This window comes from Delftia sp. 60 (genome assembly GCF_002754395.1).
Taxonomy (GTDB): Bacteria; Pseudomonadota; Gammaproteobacteria; order Burkholderiales; family Burkholderiaceae_C; genus Comamonas; species Comamonas acidovorans.
Window position 1 is genome coordinate 634,396 of sequence record NZ_PEFD01000001.1, and the last position, 22,294, is coordinate 656,689.

General features: G+C 69.2%; 21 protein-coding genes. 18 read left to right on the forward strand and 3 right to left on the reverse strand.

Annotated elements, in window-relative coordinates; genetic code table 11:
• Positions 1–17 precede the first annotated feature (17 nt).
• The 9 genes from CLV01_RS02865 (at position 18) to CLV01_RS02905 (ending at position 7,268) form a co-directional block, all read left to right on the forward strand.
• Positions 18–764, forward strand: a complete 747-nt coding sequence (locus tag CLV01_RS02865; RefSeq protein ID WP_099732430.1) for a hypothetical protein — start codon at positions 18–20, stop codon at positions 762–764.
• Positions 761–1,324, forward strand: coding sequence for a GTP-binding protein (locus tag CLV01_RS02870; protein WP_043824315.1), 564 nt, complete (start codon positions 761–763; stop codon positions 1,322–1,324). Before CLV01_RS02865 ends, CLV01_RS02870 begins: the two co-directional genes overlap by 4 nt.
• Positions 1,321–1,722 (forward strand): roadblock/LC7 domain-containing protein, encoded by a 402-nt coding sequence (locus tag CLV01_RS02875; RefSeq protein ID WP_012202489.1) that lies wholly within the window; start codon positions 1,321–1,323, stop codon positions 1,720–1,722. The genes CLV01_RS02870 and CLV01_RS02875 overlap by 4 nt, the downstream gene beginning before the upstream one ends.
• 98 nt (positions 1,723–1,820) lie before the next feature.
• The gene (locus CLV01_RS02880; RefSeq protein WP_012202490.1) at positions 1,821–2,180 is read left to right on the forward strand and encodes a hypothetical protein; all 360 of its coding nucleotides are present in this window, start codon (positions 1,821–1,823) and stop codon (positions 2,178–2,180) included.
• A gap of 127 nt (positions 2,181–2,307) precedes the next feature.
• Positions 2,308–3,258, forward strand: coding sequence for an AEC family transporter (locus CLV01_RS02885; RefSeq protein ID WP_099732429.1), 951 nt, complete (start codon positions 2,308–2,310; stop codon positions 3,256–3,258).
• Between the two features lie 101 nt (positions 3,259–3,359).
• Positions 3,360–4,979: a glycosyltransferase family 39 protein gene (locus tag CLV01_RS02890; protein ID WP_099732428.1), complete on the forward strand. Its 1,620-nt coding sequence runs from the start codon at positions 3,360–3,362 to the stop codon at positions 4,977–4,979.
• Complete coding sequence (locus CLV01_RS02895) at positions 4,976–5,980, forward strand: glycosyltransferase family 2 protein (RefSeq protein ID WP_012202493.1); 1,005 nt, start codon at positions 4,976–4,978, stop codon at positions 5,978–5,980. The genes CLV01_RS02890 and CLV01_RS02895 overlap by 4 nt, the downstream gene beginning before the upstream one ends.
• 2 nt (positions 5,981–5,982) lie before the next feature.
• Positions 5,983–6,405: a GtrA family protein gene (locus CLV01_RS02900; RefSeq protein WP_012202494.1), complete on the forward strand. Its 423-nt coding sequence runs from the start codon at positions 5,983–5,985 to the stop codon at positions 6,403–6,405.
• A complete protein-coding gene (locus CLV01_RS02905; RefSeq protein WP_043824320.1) occupies positions 6,402–7,268 on the forward strand; it encodes a ChbG/HpnK family deacetylase in 867 nt (288 codons plus the stop codon). Before CLV01_RS02900 ends, CLV01_RS02905 begins: the two co-directional genes overlap by 4 nt.
• A gap of 183 nt (positions 7,269–7,451) precedes the next feature.
• On the opposite strand, the gene CLV01_RS02910 is transcribed toward CLV01_RS02905, so the two are convergent.
• The 3 genes from CLV01_RS02910 to hemE form a co-directional block, all read right to left on the reverse strand.
• Positions 7,452–8,588: an asparaginase gene (locus CLV01_RS02910; RefSeq protein WP_043824343.1), complete on the reverse strand. Its 1,137-nt coding sequence runs from the start codon at positions 8,586–8,588 to the stop codon at positions 7,452–7,454.
• Positions 8,589–8,811: 223 nt separating this feature from the next.
• Positions 8,812–11,025, reverse strand: a complete 2,214-nt coding sequence (priA, locus tag CLV01_RS02915; RefSeq protein WP_099732427.1) for a replication restart helicase PriA — start codon at positions 11,023–11,025, stop codon at positions 8,812–8,814.
• A gap of 524 nt (positions 11,026–11,549) precedes the next feature.
• Positions 11,550–12,662, reverse strand: coding sequence for a uroporphyrinogen decarboxylase (hemE, locus tag CLV01_RS02920; RefSeq protein WP_013800317.1), 1,113 nt, complete (start codon positions 12,660–12,662; stop codon positions 11,550–11,552).
• A 177-nt stretch (positions 12,663–12,839) separates the two neighbouring features.
• Between hemE and CLV01_RS02925 the strand changes: the two genes are divergently transcribed.
• From CLV01_RS02925 to CLV01_RS02965, 9 genes are all read left to right on the forward strand, one after another.
• Positions 12,840–13,829: a tripartite tricarboxylate transporter substrate-binding protein gene (locus CLV01_RS02925; RefSeq protein WP_063327655.1), complete on the forward strand. Its 990-nt coding sequence runs from the start codon at positions 12,840–12,842 to the stop codon at positions 13,827–13,829.
• A 254-nt stretch (positions 13,830–14,083) separates the two neighbouring features.
• The gene (locus CLV01_RS02930; protein WP_099732426.1) at positions 14,084–14,866 is read left to right on the forward strand and encodes an enoyl-CoA hydratase-related protein; all 783 of its coding nucleotides are present in this window, start codon (positions 14,084–14,086) and stop codon (positions 14,864–14,866) included.
• Positions 14,867–14,877: 11 nt separating this feature from the next.
• Complete coding sequence (gene paaI, locus CLV01_RS02935) at positions 14,878–15,345, forward strand: hydroxyphenylacetyl-CoA thioesterase PaaI (protein ID WP_034397981.1); 468 nt, start codon at positions 14,878–14,880, stop codon at positions 15,343–15,345.
• 11 nt (positions 15,346–15,356) lie between these two features.
• Positions 15,357–16,661, forward strand: coding sequence for a phenylacetate--CoA ligase PaaK (gene paaK / locus CLV01_RS02940; RefSeq protein ID WP_099732425.1), 1,305 nt, complete (start codon positions 15,357–15,359; stop codon positions 16,659–16,661).
• Between the two features lie 17 nt (positions 16,662–16,678).
• On the forward strand, positions 16,679–17,338 hold the full coding sequence (locus tag CLV01_RS02945; RefSeq protein ID WP_063327653.1) for a TetR/AcrR family transcriptional regulator: 660 nt from the start codon (positions 16,679–16,681) through the stop codon (positions 17,336–17,338).
• Between the two features lie 35 nt (positions 17,339–17,373).
• Positions 17,374–18,525, forward strand: a complete 1,152-nt coding sequence (locus CLV01_RS02950; RefSeq protein ID WP_012202504.1) for an ABC transporter substrate-binding protein — start codon at positions 17,374–17,376, stop codon at positions 18,523–18,525.
• Between the two features lie 83 nt (positions 18,526–18,608).
• Complete coding sequence (locus CLV01_RS02955; protein ID WP_012202505.1) at positions 18,609–19,637, forward strand: branched-chain amino acid ABC transporter permease; 1,029 nt, start codon at positions 18,609–18,611, stop codon at positions 19,635–19,637.
• Positions 19,634–21,526 carry a branched-chain amino acid ABC transporter ATP-binding protein/permease gene (locus tag CLV01_RS02960; RefSeq protein ID WP_012202506.1) on the forward strand — a complete coding sequence of 631 codons (1,893 nt, stop codon included), beginning with the start codon at positions 19,634–19,636 and terminating at the stop codon, positions 21,524–21,526. The genes CLV01_RS02955 and CLV01_RS02960 overlap by 4 nt, the downstream gene beginning before the upstream one ends.
• A complete protein-coding gene (locus CLV01_RS02965) occupies positions 21,523–22,266 on the forward strand; it encodes an ABC transporter ATP-binding protein (RefSeq protein ID WP_097204432.1) in 744 nt (247 codons plus the stop codon). The genes CLV01_RS02960 and CLV01_RS02965 overlap by 4 nt, the downstream gene beginning before the upstream one ends.
• The last annotated feature ends 28 nt before the right edge of the window (positions 22,267–22,294 follow it).

Consider the following 22,294-nt stretch of genomic DNA (forward strand, 5'->3'; position numbering starts at 1 on the left):
CCGGTGAGGTGTCAAAGATGGCTCGCACTACAGACGAGATCGGCCTGGCTGCCGAGCTGTGGTCTCCTCTGCTCAAGCAGCGTTTCGAGGCATTGTTCGCCGTGGCGTCCCGCAAGTCGCTGCGCGGCTGGCGGCAGGTGCCCCTGGTCAGCGCCCAGGTGCTGGTCGTCGATGGCAACATGCCCGCGCCCGAGGCTGCAGGGTGGATGCCCTGCGTGGTCTACGTGGGTGGAGTGCCCCAGGGACAGCACCTGGAGCGCACGCAGCAGCGGCTGGCAACCTATCTGGACATGAATTTCACGCTGTCCGACCTGATCGACATGCTGGACCGGGCGGCCGTCTTCCTCATGGACTGGACGGTGCGCCAGCAGGTGGCGACGTCGCATACGCTGGCGCGGGCGCTGGACGATCTGCAGCAGCAGGGCGTGGACTGCCGCTACCGCTTCCAGCTCAAGGCATGGGTGGCGCTGCCCGCGCCGTGGAACAACTCCGAATGCCTGCGTGCCCTGGCCATGCTGTGCCGTGGCCCCATGGAGGTGGCCCTGTTGTGCGAGCACAGCGGCATGCAGGCCCGCGCCGTGGCCGAACTGCTGCGCCATCCCCGGCTGCGCGGCCTGCTGGAGTGCAGCCTGCGGCCCGCGCGCGAAAACGATCTCCCGCCGCTGCGCCGCAGCCGCGCACAGGCGCCCGACGCGGTGGCCGGCCTGCCGCGCCAGTGGGTGCAGAAGCTAGCCGGCTGGATCCGGCGCGGAGGAGTGGCATGAGCCTGTGGATGAACGCGCAGCCTGCTGCCGGGTTGGTACGGGTGAGCCTGGTGGGCCCCATGGGCATAGGCAAGACCACGGCCCTGCGCAGCCTGTGCGGCGCGTTGATGGCGGCGGCGGATGTGCCCAATCTGGACCGGGCCTCCCATTCCAAGGAATTCACCACGGTGGGTGCCGAGTTCGGCGAGATCGACCTGGGCGGTGGAGAGCGGCTGCAGCTGGTGGGCAGCCCGGGGCAGGAACGCTTCGACTTCGTGCGCCGCTGGGTGCTCAATGCCTCGGTGGGCGTGCTGCTGATGGTGGATGTCTGCGACGCCAGCGCACCGGACTACGCGGCGCAGTGCCTGGCCGAGATCGCCTCTCTGGAATCCGGGCCCCTGGTGGTGGTGGTCAGTTGCCGTGATGCCAGCGAGCAACAGCAGGAAGCATTCAGCAGCGCCTTGGCGGACAGAGGTCACGGTATAGTGCCTGTCATCCAGGCGGACCCCCGTGACCGGCAGCAGTTGCTGGATGCGCTGGGGGTGCTCGTTTCCTTGCTTTCCTTGCAAAGTCAGGTATGAAGACACCAACGCTTCCCCGGATTCCTCCCTCTCTGATCGAAGCTGGCAGCGATGTGCTCCACCGCGTGGTGGCGCCCCTGGAGGGCGTGCACATCGCCTTGCTGTGCACGCCTGACGGCTTCGAGATCACCTCCCTGCGGGTCAGGAGCGAACTGCCGACGGAGCGCCTGTCGGCCATGGCGGGCTCGCTCATGGCCATGGCCAGGGCCGTGGCCACCGAGATAGGCCACAAGTCCTGCCGGCGGCTGACCTTCGAGACCGAGCTGGGCACCGTCCTCTTCCAGGCCGTGGCCGGCAACCAGCCGGCCATCCTGTGCATGGTGGTCGATCAAAGCGCCCTGCTGGGCCGCGCGCTGTGGGCGGCGGGCGAAGTGGCCTCCGAACTGTCCCGTTCCTGATCCGCGGCATCCGCTGCAGAAGTTTGGTTTTCTTCCCCCGAGGAGCGGGCGCGGTGGTCCATCGCACAGCCTGCCCTTGCTATTTGAAAAGGTGGCATATGGCTTCGATACATGATTCTCTGAACGGCCTGCTGGGCATCGATGGCGCCCTGTGCGCGGCCCTGGTGGACAGCACCAGCGGCATGCTCATGGGCAGCGTGGGCTCCGGCCTCGACATGGAGCTGGCCGCTGCCGGCAACACGGAGGTGGTGCGCGCCAAGCTCAAGACCATGCGCATGCTCAAGCTCGATGACGCCATCGACGACATCCTGATCACCCTGACGCACCAGTACCACATCATCCGGCCCGTGGCCGCCCATGAAGGTGTGTTCTTCTACCTGGTGCTGGACAAGAGCCGCTCCAATCTGGCACTGGCCCGCCGCAAGGTGCAGGACGTCGAGAAGGACCTGGCGCTGTAAGCGCACGCGCTTGTTGCGCTCACGCCCGACCTGCCGGATGCGTATTCCGGCAGGTTTTTTTCGCCCGGCGTCCGCGCGGTGACACGGGCGCGCGGCAGCGGCACCGGCTTGCTGCCAGAATCGCCGCGTGCTGTCCGTCCTGCTGATCACCTTCCCCTTCTTCGCGCTTGTGGCCTGCGGCTTTGCGGCCACCTGGCGTGGCGTGCTGCCGCAGGCGGCGATACCGGGGCTCAACGCCTTCGTGCTGTATTTCGCGCTGCCCTGCATGCTGTTCCGCTTTGGCGCGCAGACGCCGATTGCCCAGCTGCTGGATGTGGGCGTCTCCGTGGTCTACCTGCTGTGCGCGCTGCTGATGGTGGGCGCCACCGTGGCGCTGACCGTGCGGCGCGTGGGCTGGAACGATGCAGCCTTTGGCGCGCTGGTGGCGGCCTTTCCCAATACCGGCTTCATGGGCGTGCCCATGCTGGTGGCGCTGCTGGGCGAGCGTGCCGCAGGCCCGGTCATCGTCACCATGGCCATCGACATGGTGGTGACCACTTCGCTGTGCATTGCGCTGTCGCGCCTGGGGCTGCCGGGCGGGCATGGTGTGTCCGTGGCGCTGCGCAGGGCGTTTGCCGGCATGGCCGCCAATCCCATGCCCTGGGCCATCGTGCTGGGTGGCGTGGCCTCGGCGGCAGGCTGGACGCTGCCCGGTCCCATCGACCGCACCGTGGCCATGCTGGCGGGCGCGGCATCGCCCGTGGCGCTGTTCACCATTGGCGCCGTGCTGGCGCGCTCGCAGATGAACAGCCACGAGCGCGTGGCTGCGCGCGACTACGTGCCCATTGCACTGGCCAAGCTGCTGGTCCACCCGCTGCTGGTCTGGGCCATGGCCCGTGCGGCCATGGCGCTGGGCCTGCCGCTCGGTGAAGAGGCCTTTGTGGCGCTGGTGCTGCTGGCCGCGCTGCCCAGCGCCAGCAATGTATCGCTGCTGACCGAGCGCTTCGGGGCGCACGGCGGGCGCGTGGCCCGCATCATCCTGGTGTCCACGGTGCTGGCCTTCCTGAGCTTCTCGGGCGCCGTGGCGCTGATGACCTGAGCGGGCCCCGGGCACACCTGAGCGGCAGGCCCGGGGCGCACGGGCATGCTGGTGCTCACTACAATCCCGCCCATGTTTTTTCACCACCTCGACGGGATCGCATGAAATCCTCCCCCTCTGCCCCGGCAGGCGTTCCCACGGGCGCGGCCCTGCTCTGGATGGTGACGCTGGCCTGCCTGCTCTGGGCCCTGGTGTCCTGGCTGGCCAATGGCAATCTGGACGGCTACCACGACATGCTGGAGAACTATGCCTGGGCCCAGCCGCTGCAGCTGGGCACGCACAAGCATCCGCCGTTCTTCGCCTGGGTGGTCGGCCTGTGGTTCATGGTGTTCCCGCAGAACGACGGCTTTTATCGCCTGCTGTCCTATGCCAATGTGGGCGTGGGCATCTGGGGCGTCTACGTGCTGGGCAGGCGCCTGGGGCTGGCGCGCCTGGCGCCGCTGGGCGCGGCCCTGTTGCTGTGGTGCTTTCCGTATACGACGCTGGCCGGCAAGTTCAACGCCAACAGCCAGCTGCTGTCCCTGTGGCCCTGGGCGGCGGCCCTGCTGCTGGCCAGCTGGCAGGAAAAGGGCGCGCGCGGCGTGGCCTTCAGCGTGGCGCTGGGCGTGGTCTCGGCCGCCTGCATGCTCAGCAAGTACTACAGCGGCGTGTTCCTGGCCGGTTTCCTGCTGCCCATCTTCCTGGTGCGTGAAGGGCGCCAGTGGCTGCTCACACCCCGGCCCTACGTGGCGCTGGCAGCCTTTGGCCTGGCGCTGGCGCCGCATGTGGCCTGGATTGCCCACCACCAGTGGGTGACGCTGGGCTATGCCATGGACCAGGGCGGCGGGCAGGTGGTGTGGGGCTATGTGCTGCGCTTTGCGCTGGCGCCCATCTTCTACTGGCTGCCGGCCTGGCTGGCCGTGTGCCTGGTGTATGGCTTCATGCAGGCCCGCCAGCAAGGCGGCGGCTGGCTGCGCTGGAGTGCGCGTTTCCTGCGCCGCAGCTGGTGCTGGCAGGGGCGCGGCGACACGCTGTTCTGGCTGGCCCTCATGCCTTGGCTTGCGACGCTGGGCTTTGGCGCCACCGGCGTGGTGGAGCTGTCCACGCCCTGGGCCATTCCCATCGGCTATGCCTTCGTGCTGCTGTGGCTGCGCAACCTGGACGCCGAGGCGCCCGCCGTGACGCAGGCCGCCCTGGCCGCGCTGCGCCGCGCCTGGTGGCCGAGCATGGCCGTGGTGCTGGTGATCGGGCTGGCCGCGGGCTGGGGCAATGCGCGCAAGAGCGGCTCCGACTACTACCGCCCCGCGGCCGATGCGGCGCAGGCCATCGTGCTGTCCTGGAACCAGCGCCACCCGCAGCAGCCGCTGCAGTGGGTGGGCGGCGACTGGGCGGAAAACGCCATGCTGTCTTTCTATGCCCAGCCGCATCTGCGCACCATTCCCGGCCTGCCCGACAGCGAATATGCGCGCGTGCTGGCGCTGCCGGACTGGCGCCAGCAGCCCGGGCTGCTGCTGTGCCCGCGCGGCCCGGTGGCCAGCGAGCCCGGCCCGACCGCGAAATCGCGCGACTGCGAGCAGCAGGCGCAGGCCTGGCTGGCGAAGCTGGGCCTGCCACAGGAGGCGCGTGTGCTCACGGTGCAACGCTCGGGCTGGCGTTTTCCTCGGCCCAGTCCCTATGCCTATGCGGTTTTTGACGTGTTGCCGCGCGCGGGCAGCCAGCCCGCTGACAATGCTGGCCTATGACCGAATTGCATGCTGACATTGCTCCGGCCGCTCCCAAGGGGATGCTGCCGCGCCCCCCGCTGCGGCTGAGCTGCGTGGTGCCAGCCCACAATGAAGAGGGCAACCTGGAGGCGTTCCTGCGCGCCCTGGACGCGACGGTGCGCACGCTGACGCCCGACTACGAGCTGATCGTCGTCAACGACGGCAGCCGTGACGCCACGCACGAGATCGCGCTGCGCATGGCCCAGGAACTGCCCGTGCGCTATCTGGCGCTGTCGCGCAACTTCGGCAAGGAGGCGGCGCTGTCGGCCGGCATAGACCATGCGCGCGGCAACGCCGTGGTGCTGATCGACGCCGACTTCCAGCATCCGCTGGAGATGCTGCCCCAGATGTGCGAGCTGTGGCAGTCCGGCTACGACATGGTCTATGGCGTGATCGCGGACCGGGGCGCCGAAAGCGGCGCCAAGCGCGTGGGCACCAATCTGTTCTACCGGCTCATGAATGCCGGCAACCTGGTGAAGATCCCGCCCAATGCCGGCGACTTCCGCTGGCTGGACCGCTGCGTGGCCGACGCGCTCAAGGCCCTGCCGGAGAGCCACCGCTTCATGAAGGGCCTGTACGCCTGGGTGGGCTTCAAGGCCGCGGCCCTGCCGTTCGTGCCGGCCGACCGCACGGCCGGGGCGTCCAGCTTCAATTTCCGGCGCCTGGGCTCGCTGGCCCTGCTGGGTCTGACCTCGTTCACCACCTTGCCGCTGCGCGTATGGAGCGTGGTGGGCGGGATCATCTCGCTGGCGGCCCTGCTCTACGGGCTGTGGATCACCATGGAGACGCTGATCTTCGGCAACCCGCTGGACGGCTGGCCCACGCTGGCGGCCAGCATCATGCTGTTCTCGGGCGTGCAGCTGATGTCCATCGGCATCCTGGGCGAGTACATCGGCCGGATCTACGACGAGGTCAAGCGCCGTCCCACCTACCTGCTGGCGCGCGACGAAGACCGCAGCCCGCTGGCGCCACGGGACTAGCCATGCACGACGTGATCGCACAACTGCGCCGCCTGCCGCAGGCGCTGCAGTTCGTGCTGGTAGGGGGCTGCGCGGCCGCCACGCACCTGGCCGTGGTCGCCCTGCTGGTGCAACGGGTGGGCATGGCGCCGCTGCATGCCAACGTGCTGGCCTTTCTCGTGGCCTTCGTGGTCAGCTACAACGGCCATGCGCTGTTCACCTTCGTGCAGGCCGGGGCGCAAGGCTGGGCCGTGGCCGGCAAGTACTTCGCCGTGGCCTGCGCCTCCTTCGTGGCCAACGAGCTGCTGTACTGGGTGGCCCTGCACTGGCTGCACTGGCACTATTTCTGGAGCCTGGCCCTGGTGCTGGTGCTGGTGGCGGTGGGCACCTTCGTCTTCGCCAAGTTCTGGGCCTTTGCGGCCCCCGGCCGCAAGGAATCCTCATGAACACCGTACCTGCCAGAAACAACGGGGAGAAGGCCTCGGCCAGAACCGTCGTCCTGTGCGCCGACGACTATGCGCTGCACCCCCTGGTCGATGAAGCCGTGGAGCAGCTCACGCTGCAGGGCCGGCTGTCGGCCACCAGCTGCATGACCACCTCGCCGCACTGGAGGCAGGCCGCCAGGCGCCTGCCCGCGCTGCGCCCGCGCCTGTCGCTGGGCCTGCACTTCAACCTGACCGAAGGCCACGGCCTGCAGCCCGCCGCCGGCATCGGTGCCGTGATCGCGCGCGCCTATGCCGGCGCACTCGGCGGCGCCGCCATGCGCGACGCCTGGCGCCGCCAGCTCGACGCCTTCGAGGACGCGCTGGGCATGGCCCCCGACTTCATCGACGGCCACCAGCACGTGCACCAGCTCCCCGGCGTGCGTGCCGCGCTGGTGCAGGAATTGCGCCAGCGCTATGGCGACAACGCCGACGACCTGCCCTGGGTCCGCTCCACCACCCCGGCCGGCCAGCTCTGGCGCGACCCCAAGGCCGCCATCATCGCCCTGCTGGGCGGCTGGACCACCACCCGCCGCCTGCGCCGCCAGGGCGTGCCGCTCAACCACGGCTTCGGCGGCGTCTACGCCTTCGACCAGCCCACGCCCGAAGGCTATGGCCGCCACATGGCCCAATGGCTGGCCCAGCTGCAGCCCGGCAGCCTCATGATGTGCCACCCCGCCACCGCCCCCGTCCAGGGCGACGCCATAGGCGCCCAGCGCGCCGTGGAATACGCCTACCTGCGCTCCGACGCCTTCGCCCAGGCCCTGGAACAAGCGCACTGCCACATCGCCCAAGGCCCCCTCACCCCGCTGTTCACATCGAACTAGCAAGCGGCAATAGAAAAAGCCCGGCCAAAAATGACCGGGCTTTCAGGGCGCAACGCAAAAAACCGACGCACCCCAAGGCGAGAGACACCGAGGAAGGGCCGCCCCGCACCGAGGCTGTCGTCCCCCTCCCCCGCGAAGCGGGTAGAGAGGGGGAAGGCGCGCAAGCGCCTCAGGGGGTGCCTATCAATATTCCCAGAAGATGCGCTGCAACTGCTTCGTGTCCTGCGTCTTGGTCAGGGCCACGGCCGCCAGCAGGCGCGCCTTCTGCGGGTTCAGGTCATGGGCGACGACCCAGTCGTACTTGTCATCGGGCTGCTCGGCATTGCGCAGCACGAAGCCGGCCGGCACGCGCGAGCTGCGCACCACGATCACGCCCTTTTGGCGCAGTTCGTTGAGCTTGGGCACGATGCGGTCGGCCACCGAGCCATTGCCCGTGCCTGCATGCACGATGGCCTTGACGCCGGCCTTGCCCAGCGCGTCGATGGCCGTGGCGGGCACGTTGCCGTAGCCATAGACGATGTCCACGGCGGGCAGGTCGGTGATCTGCTCGATGTTGAACTCGCTGCCCCTGGTGTGGCGCTTGACGGGGGCGCGGAACCAGTAGGTCTTGCCCTCGACCACCATGCCCAGCGGGCCCCACTGGCTGGCGAAGGCATTGGTCTTGATGTTGGTGAGCTTGGCGACATCGCGCGCGGAGTCGATGTTGTCGTTCATGCTGACCAGCACGCCCTTGCCCGCCGAGTCCTTGGACGCGGCCGTGGCCACGGCGCCCAGCAGGTTCAGCGCGCCGTCGGCCGAGATGGCCGTGCCGGGGCGCATGGAGCCGACCATGACGATGGGCTTGTCGGTGGGCACCACCAGGTTCAGGAAGTAGCCGGTTTCCTCCAGCGTGTCCGTGCCGTGGGTGACGACGATGCCGTCCACGCCAGGCTGCTTGGCCAGCTCGTTGACGCGGCGGGCCAGCGTCAGCAGTTCCTTGTTGGTGAAGCTCTCGGAGGCGATCTGGAAGACCTGCTCGCCGGACACGTTGGCGATGTTGCTCAGCTCGGGCAGGCCGGCCAGCAGCTTGTCCACGGGCACCTTGGCGGCCGTGTAGGTGGCGCTGTTGACGGCGCTGGCGCCCGCACCGGCAATGGTGCCGCCCGTGGCCAGGACGACCACGTTGGGCTTGCCGGCCTGTGCGGTGGGAGCGGGTGCAGGGGCGGTCGCCGTGGCGGGCGCTGCGGCTGCGGGGGCCTGGCTGGCGCCGGGCTGGGACGCGCAGCCTGCCAGCGCAAGCGCGACGGCCATCAAGGTCATACGGAAGGGGGTGAACGGCATGTATCGCTCCTGGAAAGGCATTGAATGATCCAGCCTTGTGGGCTGAATGCGGCACGATGCAATAAACATGCCCCGCCTGCATCAGCGCAAATCCCGATGGGAGCCACGCAGCGAATGCGCTAAAAGCGCTTCCGAAAAAGGAGCGGTGAACGCTTTGCGGGATTGCGCCCGAGGCCTGAAAGGCTTGAGGTTTTTTGGGGCCGTTCCAGAGGCCGTGCCACGCTCAGATGGCCAGCGGGTCCACGTCCACCAGCCAGCGCACCAGGGCGCGGTGCCCGGGCTGTGCCCTGATCCAGTGCAGGTGCGCCTGCCAGGCCCAGAGAAAGCGCAGCAGGGCGGGCCGCTGGGCCGACTCGATCAGCATCTGCGCGCGCTCCACATTGGCCACGCGCTGCACGGACATGGGAATGGGCGGGTAGAGAAAGACATCGTCCACATGGGGCAGGCCGGCCTGGCGGGCGGCCTCGGCCGCAGCGGCCAGGAAGGCCTGGGCGGCTTCCTGCGTGCGCGCATCGGCCCGCACGATGGCCTGGAAGGCGAAGGGCGGCATGCCCGCATCGCGCCGCTCGCGCAACTGGCGCGCGGCGAAGGCCGGGTAGTCGTGCGAGCGCAGCGCGGTGTAGACGGGGTGGGACGGGTCGTGGGTCTGTATCCACATCTCCGGGTGGCTGCCCTGGGCGGCCACGTAGTGCGCGTCGCGTCCTGCGCGGCCGGCGGCCTGCATAAGCAGACTGAACAGGCGCTCGGGCGCTCGGTAGTCGCTGGAGAAAAGAGCGCTGTCGGGCTGCACGGCGGCTACCAGGGTGATGCGCCGGAAGTCATGGCCCTTGGCCACCATCTGGGTGCCCACCAGCACGTCGATGTCGCCCGCATGCACCTGGGCCAGTTGCTCCTCCAGCGCGCCCTTGGCGCGCGTGGTGTCGGCGTCGATGCGCGCCACGCGGGCGGGCTCGCGGTCGGGACGCTGCACATTGCGCAGCAGGCGGGCCAGTTCTTCCTCCAGCTGCTCCGTGCCCTTGCCCAGCGGCAGGATGTCGGGATTGCCGCAGCCGGGGCAGGCCATGGGCACGCGCTGGGTGTAGCCGCAGTGGTGGCAGCGCAGCGTGCGGTCGGCCTTGTGGAAGACCTGGTGGGCGCTGCAGTGCGGGCAGTCGCTTTTCCAGCCGCAGTCGGCGCAGAACAGCACGGGCGCGAAGCCGCGGCGGTTGAGCAGCACCAGGCTTTGCTCGCCGCGCTGCACGCGCTCGGTGATGGCATCTATCAGCGGCGGCGAGAACACGGCCTTGCGCGGCTGCTGGCCCATGTCCACCAGGCGCACGCGCGGCAGGGCGGCCGCGCCGATGCGGCTGGGCATGTGCAGGCGCAGGTAGCGGCCGCCCTGCGGCTCGTCGGCATTGGGCGGGCGGCTGGCGTGCCAGCTCTCCAGCGACGGCGTGGCACTGCCCAGGATGACCTTGGCGCCGGTATCGCGCGCGCGCCAGATGGCCAGGTCGCGCGCCGAGTAGCGTGCGCCTTCCTGCTGCTTGTAGCTGGCGTCGTGCTCCTCGTCCACCACGATCAGCGACAGGCCCGGCAGGCTGGCGAAGACCGACATGCGCGTGCCCAGCACGATGCGCGCCACGCCGGTGTGCGCGGCCAGCCAGCTCTTGAGCCGCTGGGGGTTGGTCATTGCGCTGTGCATGCTGACCACGCAGGCGGCGCCGTACTGCGGCGCGAAACGCTCCGTGAAGCGCTGCTCCAGCTGGGGCGTGAGGTTGATCTCGGGCACCATCACCAGCACCTGGGCGCCGGGGTCGGCGTCCAGTGCGGCCTGGGTGGCTCTCAGATAGACCTCGGTCTTGCCGCTGCCCGTGCTGCCGAAGAGCAGAAAGGGGCCGGGATGGGCGGCGATCTGCGTGAAGACGTCGGCCTGCTCGGCGCTGAGGACGATGGGGGGAATGTCTGCGGCGGCCGGGGCCGGTGCGAGCGCTGATGCAGGCGCTGATGCAGGCGCAGTGCCAGGCGCCTGTTCCGCCTGTTCCTCTTTTGCAGCCTTGGCCGCTCTCTTCGCCGCGGCCTTGGTCGGCCTGAGCCGGCGCGCCAGCTGCTCGGCCGTCATCTCGCGCAGTTGCGGGGGCAGGGCCGTCACGGCGATTTCGCCCACGCTGCGCTGGTAGTAGTAGGCGGCGAAGGCCACCAGCCGGCGCCAGGCGGCCGGCAGCGGCGCAATGCCCTGCAGCACGGCGGCGATGGGGCGCAGCTCCACGCCTTCGGGCATGGCGGGGGGGCGGGGCGGGGCGTCCCAGACCACGCCCAGCAGGTCCCGGCGACCCAGGGGCACGCGCACCAGGGTGCCCGCCTCCAGGGGCTGGTCGCAGGTGTAGCTCAGCAGTTCGCCCACGGCGCTGTGCGCCGGCGTCTGGACGGCGACATGGACGGTGTGGGCGGGGAGGGACATGCGAATGCGGGGAAAGCGGGGCCTGAAAACGCGGGCGCCGCACGGCAGGGCCTGCGGCAACCAAGCCGCCAAGCATAAGCCTTTGGCGCTGCCCGGAGCCTGGGTGCGGCGTTCTACACCAGACGCCCCGGCCGGTGACTGCGGGTTTCTGGGTATATCGTCAATTTCTGTGGATAACTTTGTGGGGATTATTCGGATCTATGGGCATGCACCTGCTTATCCGGCCTTGCCAATCGGTGCATGCTGAAAATGTTGCTATCAAAAAAATTATTCAAAAACAATGGCTTATATCGATATGTCGCCGGCGTGCAGGCGCGGATGACAACTGCAACTCCTAGGGCCTCGCTCGGATTTTTCTGTGCATAAGATGGTCTGTGGCCATCTTGTGCAGCAAGCGGCTGTCGGGTACCCGGCTTGTGGACAGCGGGGCCTTGCCGGGCCGTTGGCGGCCCCGGCAGGGGCCGGCGCTGCGCTGGCGTCCGGCCCTGGGGTTCGGGAGAAGCGGGGGCGGGGAGGCGGCTCGCTCAGCGCTGGCGCAGGGCGCGCGAATGGCTGTGCACGGTCTCCACCAGGGCCGCCACATGCTCGGGCGGCGTGAACTGGCTGATGCCGTGGCCCAGGTTGAAGATGTGCGTGGGGCCCGTGGTGGTCCTGTCGGTGTGCGGAGCGCCGAAGCTGTCGAGCACGGCGCGTGCCTGCTCGGCCACGCGCTCGGGCGGTGCGAACAGCACATTGGGGTCGATGTTGCCCTGCAGCGCCTTGCCGGGTCCGCCCACCTCGCCGCCGACGATGGCGCGGGCGCGGGCCAGGTTGGCCGTCCAGTCCAGGCCCAGCACCTCGCAGTCCAGGTCCTTCATGTCGGGCAGCCAGATGCCGCCGCCCTTGGTGAAGACGATGCGCGGCACGTCCTGCCCATCGACGCCCGTGCGCTTGAGTCCGGCCAGCACGCGCTTGGTATAGGCCAGGCTGAATTCCTGGAAGGCGCCGTCGGCCAGCACACCGCCCCAGCTGTCGAACACCATCACGGCCTGGGCGCCCGCATCGATCTGGGCGTTGAGGTAGGCGGCCACGCTGTCGGCGTTGACGGACAGGATGCGGTGCATCAGGTCGGGGCGCGCATACATCAGGCTCTTGACCAGGCGGTAGTCGTCGCTGCCCTTGCCCTCGACCATGTAGCAGGCCAGGGTCCAGGGGCTGCCCGAGAAACCGATCAGCGGCACGCGGCCATCGAGCGCGCGGCGGATGCTGGTCACGGCGTCGAACACATAGCGCAGCTTGTCCATGTCGGGCACGGCCAGCTCGGCCACGGCGGCCTCGTCGCGCACCACCTTGGCAAAGCGCGGGCCTTCGCCTTCGGCAAAGGACAGGCCCAGGCCCATGGCGTCGGGCACGGTCAGGATGTCGGAGAACAGGATGGCCGCGTCCAGCGGGAAGCGCTCCAGTGGCTGCAGCGTGACCTCGGTGGCGTAGTCCACGTTGGTGGCCAGACCCATGAAGCTGCCGGCCCGGGCGCGCGTGGCCTTGTATTCGGGGAGATAGCGGCCCGCCTGGCGCATCAGCCACAGCGGCGTGTAGTCGGTGGCCTGGCGCCGGCAGGCGCGCAGGAAGGTGTCGTTGGTCAGGGGGGCGAAGCTCATGGTGGGCGATTGTCGCCGAGTCGGCTTCGCCAGGCTGTCGCGATGCCCGAGCGGCGCAGGGCGTCTTGCCTCGGGTTAACCCTGGTCAATATCGGCGGCAACGGGCTTTTTGAGGCCGCTACATTGTGCGGCGTGCGTTCCGCACGGGAATCCGTCCATGCAAGGAGAGAGTTTGCGATGCAGCGAAGAACCCTGACCCAGATCCTGGCCCTGGCCCCGGCTGTTTCGGCCGCCAGCTGGCTGGCTGGAAGTGCCACGGCGGCCGAGCCGCTGTTTCCGGGCAAGGCGCCGCTGCGCATCGTCGTGGGCTACCCGCCCGGTGGCGCCACCGACCGCGTGGCGCGCATCGTGGCCGACAAGCTGCAGGCGCGCGTGGGCTCGCCCGTGGTGGTGGAGAACAAGCCTGGCGCGGGCGGCCGCCTGTCGGCCCAGTATGTGAAGAACGCGCCGGCCTCCCAGCCCGCGCTGCTGCTGGCCAACCCGGCCGTGATGCTGGTGGCGCCCCTGGTGTTCCCCGACTCGGGCTACGACCCCGACAAGGACTTCCGCCCGGTCAGCGAGGTCAATCGCTACGAATTCGGCGTGGCCGTGGCCAGTGCCGTGCCCGTCAGGCAGCTGTCGCACCTGCTGGCCTGGCTGCGTGCCAATCCGCAGCAGGCCAACGTGGGCGTGCCGGCCACGGGCAGCCTGCCGCACTTCTTCTCGCTGATGCTGGGCGAGGCCGCCAAGGTCCGCACCGAAACCGTGGGCTACAAGGGCTCGGCCCCGCTGCTGACCGACCTGGTGGGCGGCCAAGTGCCGCTGGCCATCGACACCTTCGACGTGCTGCTGCCCCAGCACGAGGCCGGCAAGATCCGCGTGCTGGCCGTGTCGGGCGAGCGCCGCAGCACCATGGCGCCGGACATTCCCACGCTCAAGGAATCGGGCCTGAACCTGTCGGGCATGGGCTGGAACACCTTGTTCGCGCCGCAGAGCATGGCGCCCGACGTTGCCGAGCGCCTGTCGCGCATGGTGCAGGAGATCATGAAGGAGCCCGACACGCGCCAGAAATTCGAGGCCAGCCGGCTGACCCCGGTCTCCAGCAGCAGCGCGCAGACGGCCGAGATGCTCAAGGCCTACCGCGCGCAGTGGACGCCGGTGGTGCAGCGCTCGGGTTTCAAGCCCTGAGCCTTCAAGAAAAATGGCCCGTGCGGGCCTTTTTTCATCGCCGGGCCGCCCCAAGATGAAAAACGCCCCCTCGGGGGGCAGCGGACCTTGCGCAGCAAGGGCAGCGTGGGGGGCATTTTTCATGGGGCCTAGGGGTTTCCTCGGTGCCTGGGCGCTTGTGGTGGAACGGGTCTGGCGACTAACATTTACCGACCATTCGGTAAATTATGTTTGATCTGCCGCATAAAGACGGCAGACAGGCCACGGAGACTTCCATGCCCCCATCGCTGGTTCTGGTTGAGCAGCACGACGCCGTCCGCACCCTGGTGCTGAACCGCCCCGACGCGCTCAACAGCTTCAACGCGCAACTGCACGAGCAGCTGCTTTCGGCCCTGGAGCACGCCGCCGGCGATGCCACGGTGCGCTGCGTGGTGCTCACGGGCGCGGGGCGCGGCTTTTGCGCGGGCCAGGACCTGTCCGACCCCGAGGCCGCGCCCGACCAGAACCTGGGCGACCTGATCGAGCGCCGCTACCAGCCGCTGTGCCTGCGGCTCAAGTCCATGCCCGTGCCCGTGGTGGCCGCCGTCAACGGCGTGGCCGCAGGCGCGGGCGCCAATATCGCGCTGGCCTGCGACCTGGTGCTGGCCGCGCGCTCGGCCAGCTTCATCCAGGCCTTTGCCAAGATCGGCCTGGTGCCCGACTGCGGCGGCACCTGGCTGCTGCCGCGCCTGGTGGGCCGTGCGCGCGCCCTGGGGCTGGCCCTGCTGGGCGACAAGCTGCCTGCGGCCGAGGCCGAACGCATCGGCCTGATCTGGCGCTGCGTGGAAGATGCCGATTTGCGCAGCGAGGCCCAGGCCCTGGCCCAGCGCCTGGCCGCCATGCCCGTGCGGGCCCTGGCGCGCACGCGGGAGGCCATGGACTCTGCCCAACTGCTGGACTACGAACATGCGCTCACGCGCGAGGCGCGCCAGCAGGGCCAGCTGGGCGCGGCCCACGACTACCAGGAGGGCGTGGCCGCCTTCCTGGGCAAGCGGGCTGCCGTGTTCTCGGACCGTTGAGGAGCGGCGCCATGCAAGACACCCACACCCCGGACGAAGCCGCGCAGCGCCTGGCCGAACAGGTGCGCGACGGCATGCTGGCGCGCGACCGCGCCGCGCAAGGCCTGGGCCTGCGCATCACGGACATCGCACCCGGCGCGGCGCGCATGGAGATGGCCGTGCGCGACGACATGCTCAACGGCTTCGATATCTGCCACGGCGGCTTCATCACGGCGCTGGCCGATACGGCCTTTGCCTATGCCTGCAATGCGCGCAACGAGATGACGGTGGCCTCGGGCCTGAGCGTGGACTTCGTCGCGCCCGGCCGGCCCGGCGACGTGCTCACGGCCCAGGCCCGCGAAGTCTCGCGCGCAGGCCGCACCGGCGTCTATGACGTGCAGGTCACCAACCAGCGCCAGGAAGTGATCGCGCTGTTCCGTGGCCGCTCGCACAGCTTCAAGGGCCGGCCCACCGTGCCCGGCCTGACAGAGCCCGCCTGAAGAGGTCCGCCATGTCCCTGCAGCGCCCCGCCCCCGGCGAACTCGACCCCATCGAAACCGCCAGCCGCGACGAGATCGCCTCGCTGCAGCTGCTGCGCCTGCGCTGGTCGCTGCAGCATGCCTATGACAACGTGCCCCACTACCGCCGCGCGTTCGATGAGAAGGGCGTGCATCCGTCCGATCTGCGCACGCTGTCCGACCTGGCCCGCTTTCCCTTCACCACCAAGAAGGACCTGCGCGACAACTACCCGTTCGGCATGTTCTCCGTGCCGCGCCAGAAGGTGGCGCGCGTGCATGCCTCCTCGGGCACCACGGGCAAGCCCACGGTCGTGGGCTACACGTTGAATGACATCGACAACTGGGCCAACCTGGTGGCGCGCTCCATCCGCGCGGCGGGCGGGCGGCCCGGCGACATGGTGCATGTGGCCTATGGCTACGGCCTGTTCACGGGCGGCCTGGGCGCGCACTACGGCGCCGAGCGCGCGGGCTGCACCGTGGTGCCCATGTCGGGCGGGCAGACCGAAAAGCAGGTGCAGCTGATCCAGGACTTCCGGCCCGACATCATCATGGTCACGCCCAGCTACATGCAGGTGATCGTGGAGGAGATGCAGCGCCAGGGCCTGGACCCGCGCGAGAGCTCGCTCAAGATCGGCATCTTCGGCGCCGAGCCCTGGACCGAGGCCATGCGCCGCGAGATCGAGGGCAAGGCGGGGCTGGATGCCGTGGACATCTACGGCCTGTCCGAAGTCATGGGCCCGGGCGTGGCCAGCGAATGCGTGGAGAGCAAGGACGGGCCGGTGATCTGGGAAGACCATTTCTATCCCGAGATCATCGACCCGGACACGGGTGAGGTGCTGCCCGATGGAAGCGAGGGCGAGCTGGTCTTCACGTCGCTGTCCAAGGAAGCCATGCCCATCATTCGTTACCGCACGCGGGACCTGACGCGGCTGCTGGCGCCGACTTCGCGCAGCTTCCGGCGCATGGGCAAGATCGTGGGGCGCAGCGACGACATGCTCATCATCCGCGGCGTGAACCTGTTTCCCACGCAGATCGAGGAGATCGTGCTGCAGAACGCCCAGCTGTCGGGCCAGTACCAGCTGGTGGTCACGCGCGACGGCAACCTGGACCGGCTGGCCGTGCGCTGCGAGATGCAGCCGGGCACGCAGGGCGACACCGAGGCGCTGGCACTGTGGGTGCAGCAGCGCATCAAGACCCTGGTCGGCGTGAGCGCCGAGGTCGAGGTGCTGCGACCCGATTCCATAGAGCGCACCCTGGTGGGCAAGGCCCGCCGCGTGATCGACCACCGCAGCCGCTGAGCGCGCACAGGAGTCCCATGGCCCGAGGCCGATCTTCCGGATACGACGACCAGCGCGAACTGATCCTGGGCCATGCCGCCGCGCTGTTCGCGCGCAGCGGCTACCCCGGCACTTCGATGAACGAGGTGGCCCAGGCCTGCGGCCTGTCCAAGCCCACCATCTACCACTACTTCCGCGACAAGTACGCGCTGCTGGTGGACATCACCGATGGCCACATGACGCGGCTGCAGGCCCTGGTGGACGAAGTGCAGTCCATGGGCCTGCCGCCCGAGCCGCGGCTGCGCATGCTGATCGAGCGCTTCGTGCAGGAATACGCCCATGCCCGCCATGCCCACCGCGTGTTGACCGAGGACGTGCGCTTCCTGCAGGACGACGACCGCCAGCGCGTGCTGGGCAAGGAGCGCGCCGTGGTCGAAACCTTTGCCCAGGCGGTGGCCCAGCTGCGGCCTGACGCCGATGGCGCGGGCCTGTCCAAGGCGCTGGCCATGCTGCTGTTCGGGATGATGAACTGGATGTTCACCTGGCTGCGGCCCGACGGCTCGCTGGACCACGAGGCCATGGCCCCCGTGGTGGCCGACCTGTTCCTCGGAGGCCTGCCGGCCGTGCAGACCCCAGGCAAACCCGGGCATCAAACCGCTGGCAAAAAAATAGTTACCACGGTAAATTGTGGCGCCTGAAGGTGCCACGCCCCATCCAACACAAGGAGACAGACATGAAGCGTTTGACGAAACTGGGCCTGCTGGCCGCGACCCTGGCCACGGTCTGGGGTTCGGCCCTGGCCGACATCAATGTGGGCGTGGTGGTCTCGGCCACCGGACCGGCGGCCTCCCTGGGCATTCCCGAGAAGAACACGGTCGCGCTGATGCCGCGCACGGTGGCGGGCCAGAAGGTCAACTACATCATCCTGGACGACGCCTCCGACACCACGGCGGCCGTGGCCAACACGCGCAAGCTGATCAGCGAGAGCAAGGTCGATGTCATCCTGGGCTCCAGCATCACGCCCAACTCGCTGGCCATGGTGGACGTGGTGTCCGAGGCCAAGACGCCCATGATCACGCTGGCGGCCTCGGCCAAGATCGTCGAGCCCGTGGATGCCAAGAAGTTCTGGGTCTTCAAGACGCCCCAGCACGACGCCATGATGGCCGCCGCCATCGGCGAGCACATGGCCAAGGCCGGCATCAAGACCGTGGGCTACATCGGCTTCAACGACGCCTACGGTGAAAGCTGGCTGCAGGAGTTCCGCAAGGTGGCCGAGGCCAAGGGCCTCAAGCTCACCGCCACCGAGGCGTATTCGCGCAGCGATACCTCGGTCACGGGCCAGACGCTCAAGCTCATGTCCGCCAAGCCCGATGCGGTGCTGATCGCAGGCTCGGGCACGCCGGCCGCACTGCCGCAGAAATCGCTCAAGGAGCGCGGCTACCAGGGCAAGATCTACCAGACCCACGGCGTGGCCAATGCCGACTTCCTGCGCGTGGGCGGCAAGGATGTGGAAGGCACGCTGCTGCCCGCCGGCCCCGTGCTGGTGGCCCACCAGCTGCCCGACAGCAACCCGGTCAAGAAGTCTGCCGTCTCCTATGTGGAGGCCTACGAGGCCGCCAACGGCAAGGGCACGGCATCGACCTTTGGCGCGCATTCCTGGGATGCGGGCCGCGTGCTCGAAGCGGCGATTCCCGCCGCGCTCAAGAAGGCCCAGCCCGGCACGGCCGAGTTCCGCGCCGCCCTGCGCGATGCGCTGGAGCAGACCAAGGACGTGGCCGGCGCCCACGGCATCTTCAACATGACGCCCACCGACCACCTGGGCCTGGACCAGCGCGCGGCCGTCATGGTCAAGATCGAGAACGGCACCTGGAAGTACCAGCCCTGAACCTGCGGGCCTGAGGCCGCAGCGGCTGCCGCACCTGGCGGTGGCCGCTGTGGCGCTCGGCCGCGCCTGCTCGAAAGTCGATCATGGATCTGCAAATCGCCCTGCTGCTGGGGCAGGACGGCATCGTCAACGGCGCCGTCTACGGCCTGATGGCGCTGGCCCTGGTGCTGGTGTTCTCGGTCACCCGCATCATCTTCATTCCGCAGGGCGAGTTCGTCGCCTTCGGCGCGCTCACCCTGGCCATGATGCAGGCCGGCCGCGTGCCCACCACGCTGTGGCTGCTGCTGGCCCTGGCCGCCGCCGTGCTGGTGGTGGACCTGTTGCGCTGGCGCGCGGGCAGCCAGGTGAGCTGGCCCGCCACCTTCCTGTGGTGCCTGGCGCTGCCGGCCATTGCCGTGGCCCTGGCCTGGGGGCTGCGCCCTTCCTCGCTGATGCTGCAGGCGCTGGCCACCCTGGTGCTGATCACGCCCATGGGGCCGCTGCTGTACCGCCTGGCCTACCGGCCGCTGGCCCATGCCTCGGTGCTGATGCTGCTCATCGTCTCGGTGGCCATGCACGGCGTGCTGGTCGGCCTGGGGCTGCTGTTCTTCGGGGCCGAAGGCTCGCGCACCCCCGCGTTTTCCGAGGCGCAGCTGCGCCTGGGCGACATCACGATCTCGGGCCAGTCCCTGGTGGTTGTGGGCGTGACCCTGGTGCTGGTGGCCCTGCTGTTCGTGTTCTTCGAGCGCTCCATGATCGGCAAGGCGCTGCGCGCCACGGCCATCAACCGCGTGGGCGCACGCCTCATGGGCATTCCCACGGCCATGGCCGGCGACGTGAGCTTTGCGCTGGCCGCGCTGATCGGCGCCATCTCGGGCCTGCTGATCGCGCCGCTGACCACGGTGTACTACGACACCGGCTTTCTGATCGGCCTCAAGGGCTTCGTGGCCGCCATCGTGGGCGGGCTGGCCAGCTACCCGCTGGCCCTGGCCGGCGCGCTGCTGGTCGGGCTGCTGGAGGCCTTCTCGTCGTTCTGGGCCAGTGCCTACAAGGAGGTGCTGGTGTTCACGCTGATCATCCCGGTGCTGTGGTGGCGATCGCGCAATAGCCACCATGTGGAGGAAGAAGAATGAGCGCCCCCGTTTCCTCGCAGGCCGCGGCGCCTGCCAAGGCCGCTTCGGGCGGCATCAGCACGCGCGTGCTCACGGTGGCGGCCATTGCGCTGCTGGCCGCGTCCTGGGGCTTCCTGCCCGATTTCACCGTCGTCATCCTCAGCTACATCGGCCTGTTCGCCATGGTGGCCGCAGGCCTGGTGATGCTGACCGGCGTGGGCGGCATGACCTCGTTCGGCCAGGCGGCCTTCGTGGGCATCGGCGCCTATGCCACGGCCTGGGTCTGCACGGCGCCTGCCTCGGTGGCGGCGCTGGGCGGGCTGGTGGGCGCGGCGGGCCTGCCCTGGGTGGGCCTGGCGCTGGGCCTGCTCATCACCTTCGTCGTGGCCTGGCTGCTGGGCGCGGTCACGGTCAAGCTGCAGGGCCACTACCTGCCGCTGTGCACCATCGCCTGGGGGCTGAGCCTGTACTACCTGTTCGGCAACATGGAGTTCCTGGGCGGGCAGACCGGCATCACGGGCATTGCGCCGCTGGTGATCGGCGGCGTCTCGCTGGCCTCGCCGCGCGCCATGGGCGTGGTGATCTGGGCCGTGCTGCTGGTGGCGCTGTGGCTGCTGCACAACCTGCTGGACTCGCGCGAGGGCCGGGCCATCCGCGCGCTGCGCGGCGGCCGCGTCATGGCCGAGTCCATGGGCATCGACACGGCGCACTACCGCGTCAAGCTCTTCGTGCTGGCGGCCCTGCTGGCCACGCTGTCGGGCTGGCTCTACGCCCACATGCAGCGCTTCGTGAGCCCGGCGCCCTTCAACCTCAACGTGGGCATCGAGTACCTGTTCATGGCCGTGGTCGGCGGCGCCGGCCACCTGTGGGGCGCGGTGCTGGGCGCCACGCTGATCACCCTGGTCAAGCAAAAGCTGCAGGACATATTGCCGGCCCTGCTGGGCACCAGCGGCAACTTCGAGGTCATCGTCTTCGGCCTGCTGATGGTGCTGGTGCTGCAGCGCTTTGCAGAAGGCCTGTGGCCCACGCTGCAGGCGCTCACGGCACGCTGGGTGCGCCGGCCCGTGTCCGATCTGAAGCTGGCGGACGCGGCGCCGCTGGCGCAGCGCGCGCTGCCCGCTACGGGCCAGGTGCTGCTGGCGGCCGAGCATGTGACCAAGCGCTTTGGCGGCCTGGTGGCCAACAACGATGTGGCCATGACGCTCAAGGCCGGAGAGGTGCATGCGCTGATCGGCCCCAACGGCGCGGGCAAGAGCACTTTCTTCAACATGATCTCGGGCGTGGACTCGCCCACCGAGGGCCAGGTCCGCTTCATGGACCAGGCCATGAACGATGCGCCCTCGCGCCGCTTTGCCGCCCTGGGCCTGGGCCGCACCTTCCAGCATGTGCGCCTGCTGGGCCAGCGCAGCGTGCTGGAGAACGTGGCCGTGGGCGCGCACCGGCGTGCGCACCGGGGCTGGCTGGCCTCCATGCTGCGCCTGGACCGGGCCGAGGAGGCCTCGGTGCTGGCCGAGGCGCGCCGCCAGATCGAGCGCTGCGGCCTGGGCGCCTTCGCCGACGTGCCGGCCGCCTCGCTGGCCCTGGGCCAGCAGCGCATCGTGGAGATCGCACGCGCCCTGGCCGGCCAGCCGGCGGCCCTGCTGCTGGACGAGCCGGCCGCCGGCCTGCGCCACCTGGAAAAACAGGCCCTGGCCGACCTGCTGCGCCAGCTGCGCGCCGAGGGGCTGGGCATTCTCGTCGTGGAGCACGACATGGAGTTCGTCATGAATCTTGCGGACCGCATCACGGTGCTGGAGTTCGGCACCGTGATTGCCGAAGGCACGCCGGCCCAGATCCAGGTCAACCAGCGCGTGCTGGATGCCTACCTGGGCGGCGGCGACGACGACGAGGCAACGGGAGAGACGGCATGAGCGACACCCTTTTGCAGCTCAAGGGCCTGAGCGTGTCCTACGGCCCCGTGGAGGCCGTGCACCAGGTGGATCTGGATGTGCGCAGCGGCGAGATCGTCACCGTCATCGGCCCCAACGGCGCGGGCAAGACCACGCTGCTGTCGGCCGCCATGGGCCTGCTGCCCTCGCGCGGCGAGATCCATCTGGACGGCAAGCGCATCGCACGCCCCGGCGTCGAGGTCATGGTGGCCAACGGCGTGGCCCTGGTGCCCGAAAAGCGCGAGCTGTTCGGTGAGATGTCGGTGGAGGACAACCTGCTGCTGGGCGGCTTCTCGCGCTGGCGCCGGGGCCTGCGCGACCAGGCGCAGCGCATGGACGAGGTCTTTGCCATCTTCCCGCGCCTGAGGGAGCGGCGCCCGCAGATGGCCTCCACCCTGTCGGGCGGCGAGCGCCAGATGCTGGCCATCGGCCGCGCGCTGATGGCGCGCCCGCGCCTGCTGCTGCTGGACGAGCCCTCGCTGGGCCTGGCGCCGCTGATCGTGCGCGAGGTGCTGCAGGTCGTGGCCGGCCTGCGCGACCACGGCGTCTCGGTGCTGCTGGTCGAGCAGAATGCGCGCGCTGCCCTCAAGGTGGCCGACCGTGCCTACGTGCTGGAGATGGGCGCCGTGGCCCTCAGCGGCGCGGCCAGGGAGCTGCTGCACGACCGGCGCATCATCGATACCTATCTGGGGATGGGGCGCAGTGCGGAGGCGGTGGCCTGAGACGCAACCCTCCGCCACAACGAAAAAA

What these genes read in the sequence shown, in the direction of transcription:
- CLV01_RS02870 (WP_043824315.1), top strand. Translation starts at nt 761, where the DNA reads ATGAGCCTGTGGATGAACGCGCAGCCTGCTGCCGGGTTGGTACGGGTG.
- CLV01_RS02890 (WP_099732428.1), top strand. Translation starts at nt 3,360, where the DNA reads ATGAAATCCTCCCCCTCTGCCCCGGCAGGCGTTCCCACGGGCGCGGCC.
- CLV01_RS02965 (WP_097204432.1), top strand. Translation starts at nt 21,523, where the DNA reads ATGAGCGACACCCTTTTGCAGCTCAAGGGCCTGAGCGTGTCCTACGGC.
- CLV01_RS02945 (WP_063327653.1), top strand. Translation starts at nt 16,679, where the DNA reads ATGGCCCGAGGCCGATCTTCCGGATACGACGACCAGCGCGAACTGATC.
- CLV01_RS02875 (WP_012202489.1), top strand. Translation starts at nt 1,321, where the DNA reads ATGAAGACACCAACGCTTCCCCGGATTCCTCCCTCTCTGATCGAAGCT.
- CLV01_RS02955 (WP_012202505.1), top strand. Translation starts at nt 18,609, where the DNA reads ATGGATCTGCAAATCGCCCTGCTGCTGGGGCAGGACGGCATCGTCAAC.
- CLV01_RS02880 (WP_012202490.1), top strand. Translation starts at nt 1,821, where the DNA reads ATGGCTTCGATACATGATTCTCTGAACGGCCTGCTGGGCATCGATGGC.
- CLV01_RS02910 (WP_043824343.1), bottom strand. Translation starts at nt 8,588, where the DNA reads ATGCCGTTCACCCCCTTCCGTATGACCTTGATGGCCGTCGCGCTTGCG.
- paaI (WP_034397981.1), top strand. Translation starts at nt 14,878, where the DNA reads ATGCAAGACACCCACACCCCGGACGAAGCCGCGCAGCGCCTGGCCGAA.
- CLV01_RS02925 (WP_063327655.1), top strand. Translation starts at nt 12,840, where the DNA reads ATGCAGCGAAGAACCCTGACCCAGATCCTGGCCCTGGCCCCGGCTGTT.
- CLV01_RS02930 (WP_099732426.1), top strand. Translation starts at nt 14,084, where the DNA reads ATGCCCCCATCGCTGGTTCTGGTTGAGCAGCACGACGCCGTCCGCACC.
- CLV01_RS02895 (WP_012202493.1), top strand. Translation starts at nt 4,976, where the DNA reads ATGACCGAATTGCATGCTGACATTGCTCCGGCCGCTCCCAAGGGGATG.
- CLV01_RS02865 (WP_099732430.1), top strand. Translation starts at nt 18, where the DNA reads ATGGCTCGCACTACAGACGAGATCGGCCTGGCTGCCGAGCTGTGGTCT.
- CLV01_RS02905 (WP_043824320.1), top strand. Translation starts at nt 6,402, where the DNA reads ATGAACACCGTACCTGCCAGAAACAACGGGGAGAAGGCCTCGGCCAGA.
- CLV01_RS02960 (WP_012202506.1), top strand. Translation starts at nt 19,634, where the DNA reads ATGAGCGCCCCCGTTTCCTCGCAGGCCGCGGCGCCTGCCAAGGCCGCT.
- hemE (WP_013800317.1), bottom strand. Translation starts at nt 12,662, where the DNA reads ATGAGCTTCGCCCCCCTGACCAACGACACCTTCCTGCGCGCCTGCCGG.
- paaK (WP_099732425.1), top strand. Translation starts at nt 15,357, where the DNA reads ATGTCCCTGCAGCGCCCCGCCCCCGGCGAACTCGACCCCATCGAAACC.
- CLV01_RS02900 (WP_012202494.1), top strand. Translation starts at nt 5,983, where the DNA reads ATGCACGACGTGATCGCACAACTGCGCCGCCTGCCGCAGGCGCTGCAG.
- CLV01_RS02950 (WP_012202504.1), top strand. Translation starts at nt 17,374, where the DNA reads ATGAAGCGTTTGACGAAACTGGGCCTGCTGGCCGCGACCCTGGCCACG.
- priA (WP_099732427.1), bottom strand. Translation starts at nt 11,025, where the DNA reads ATGTCCCTCCCCGCCCACACCGTCCATGTCGCCGTCCAGACGCCGGCG.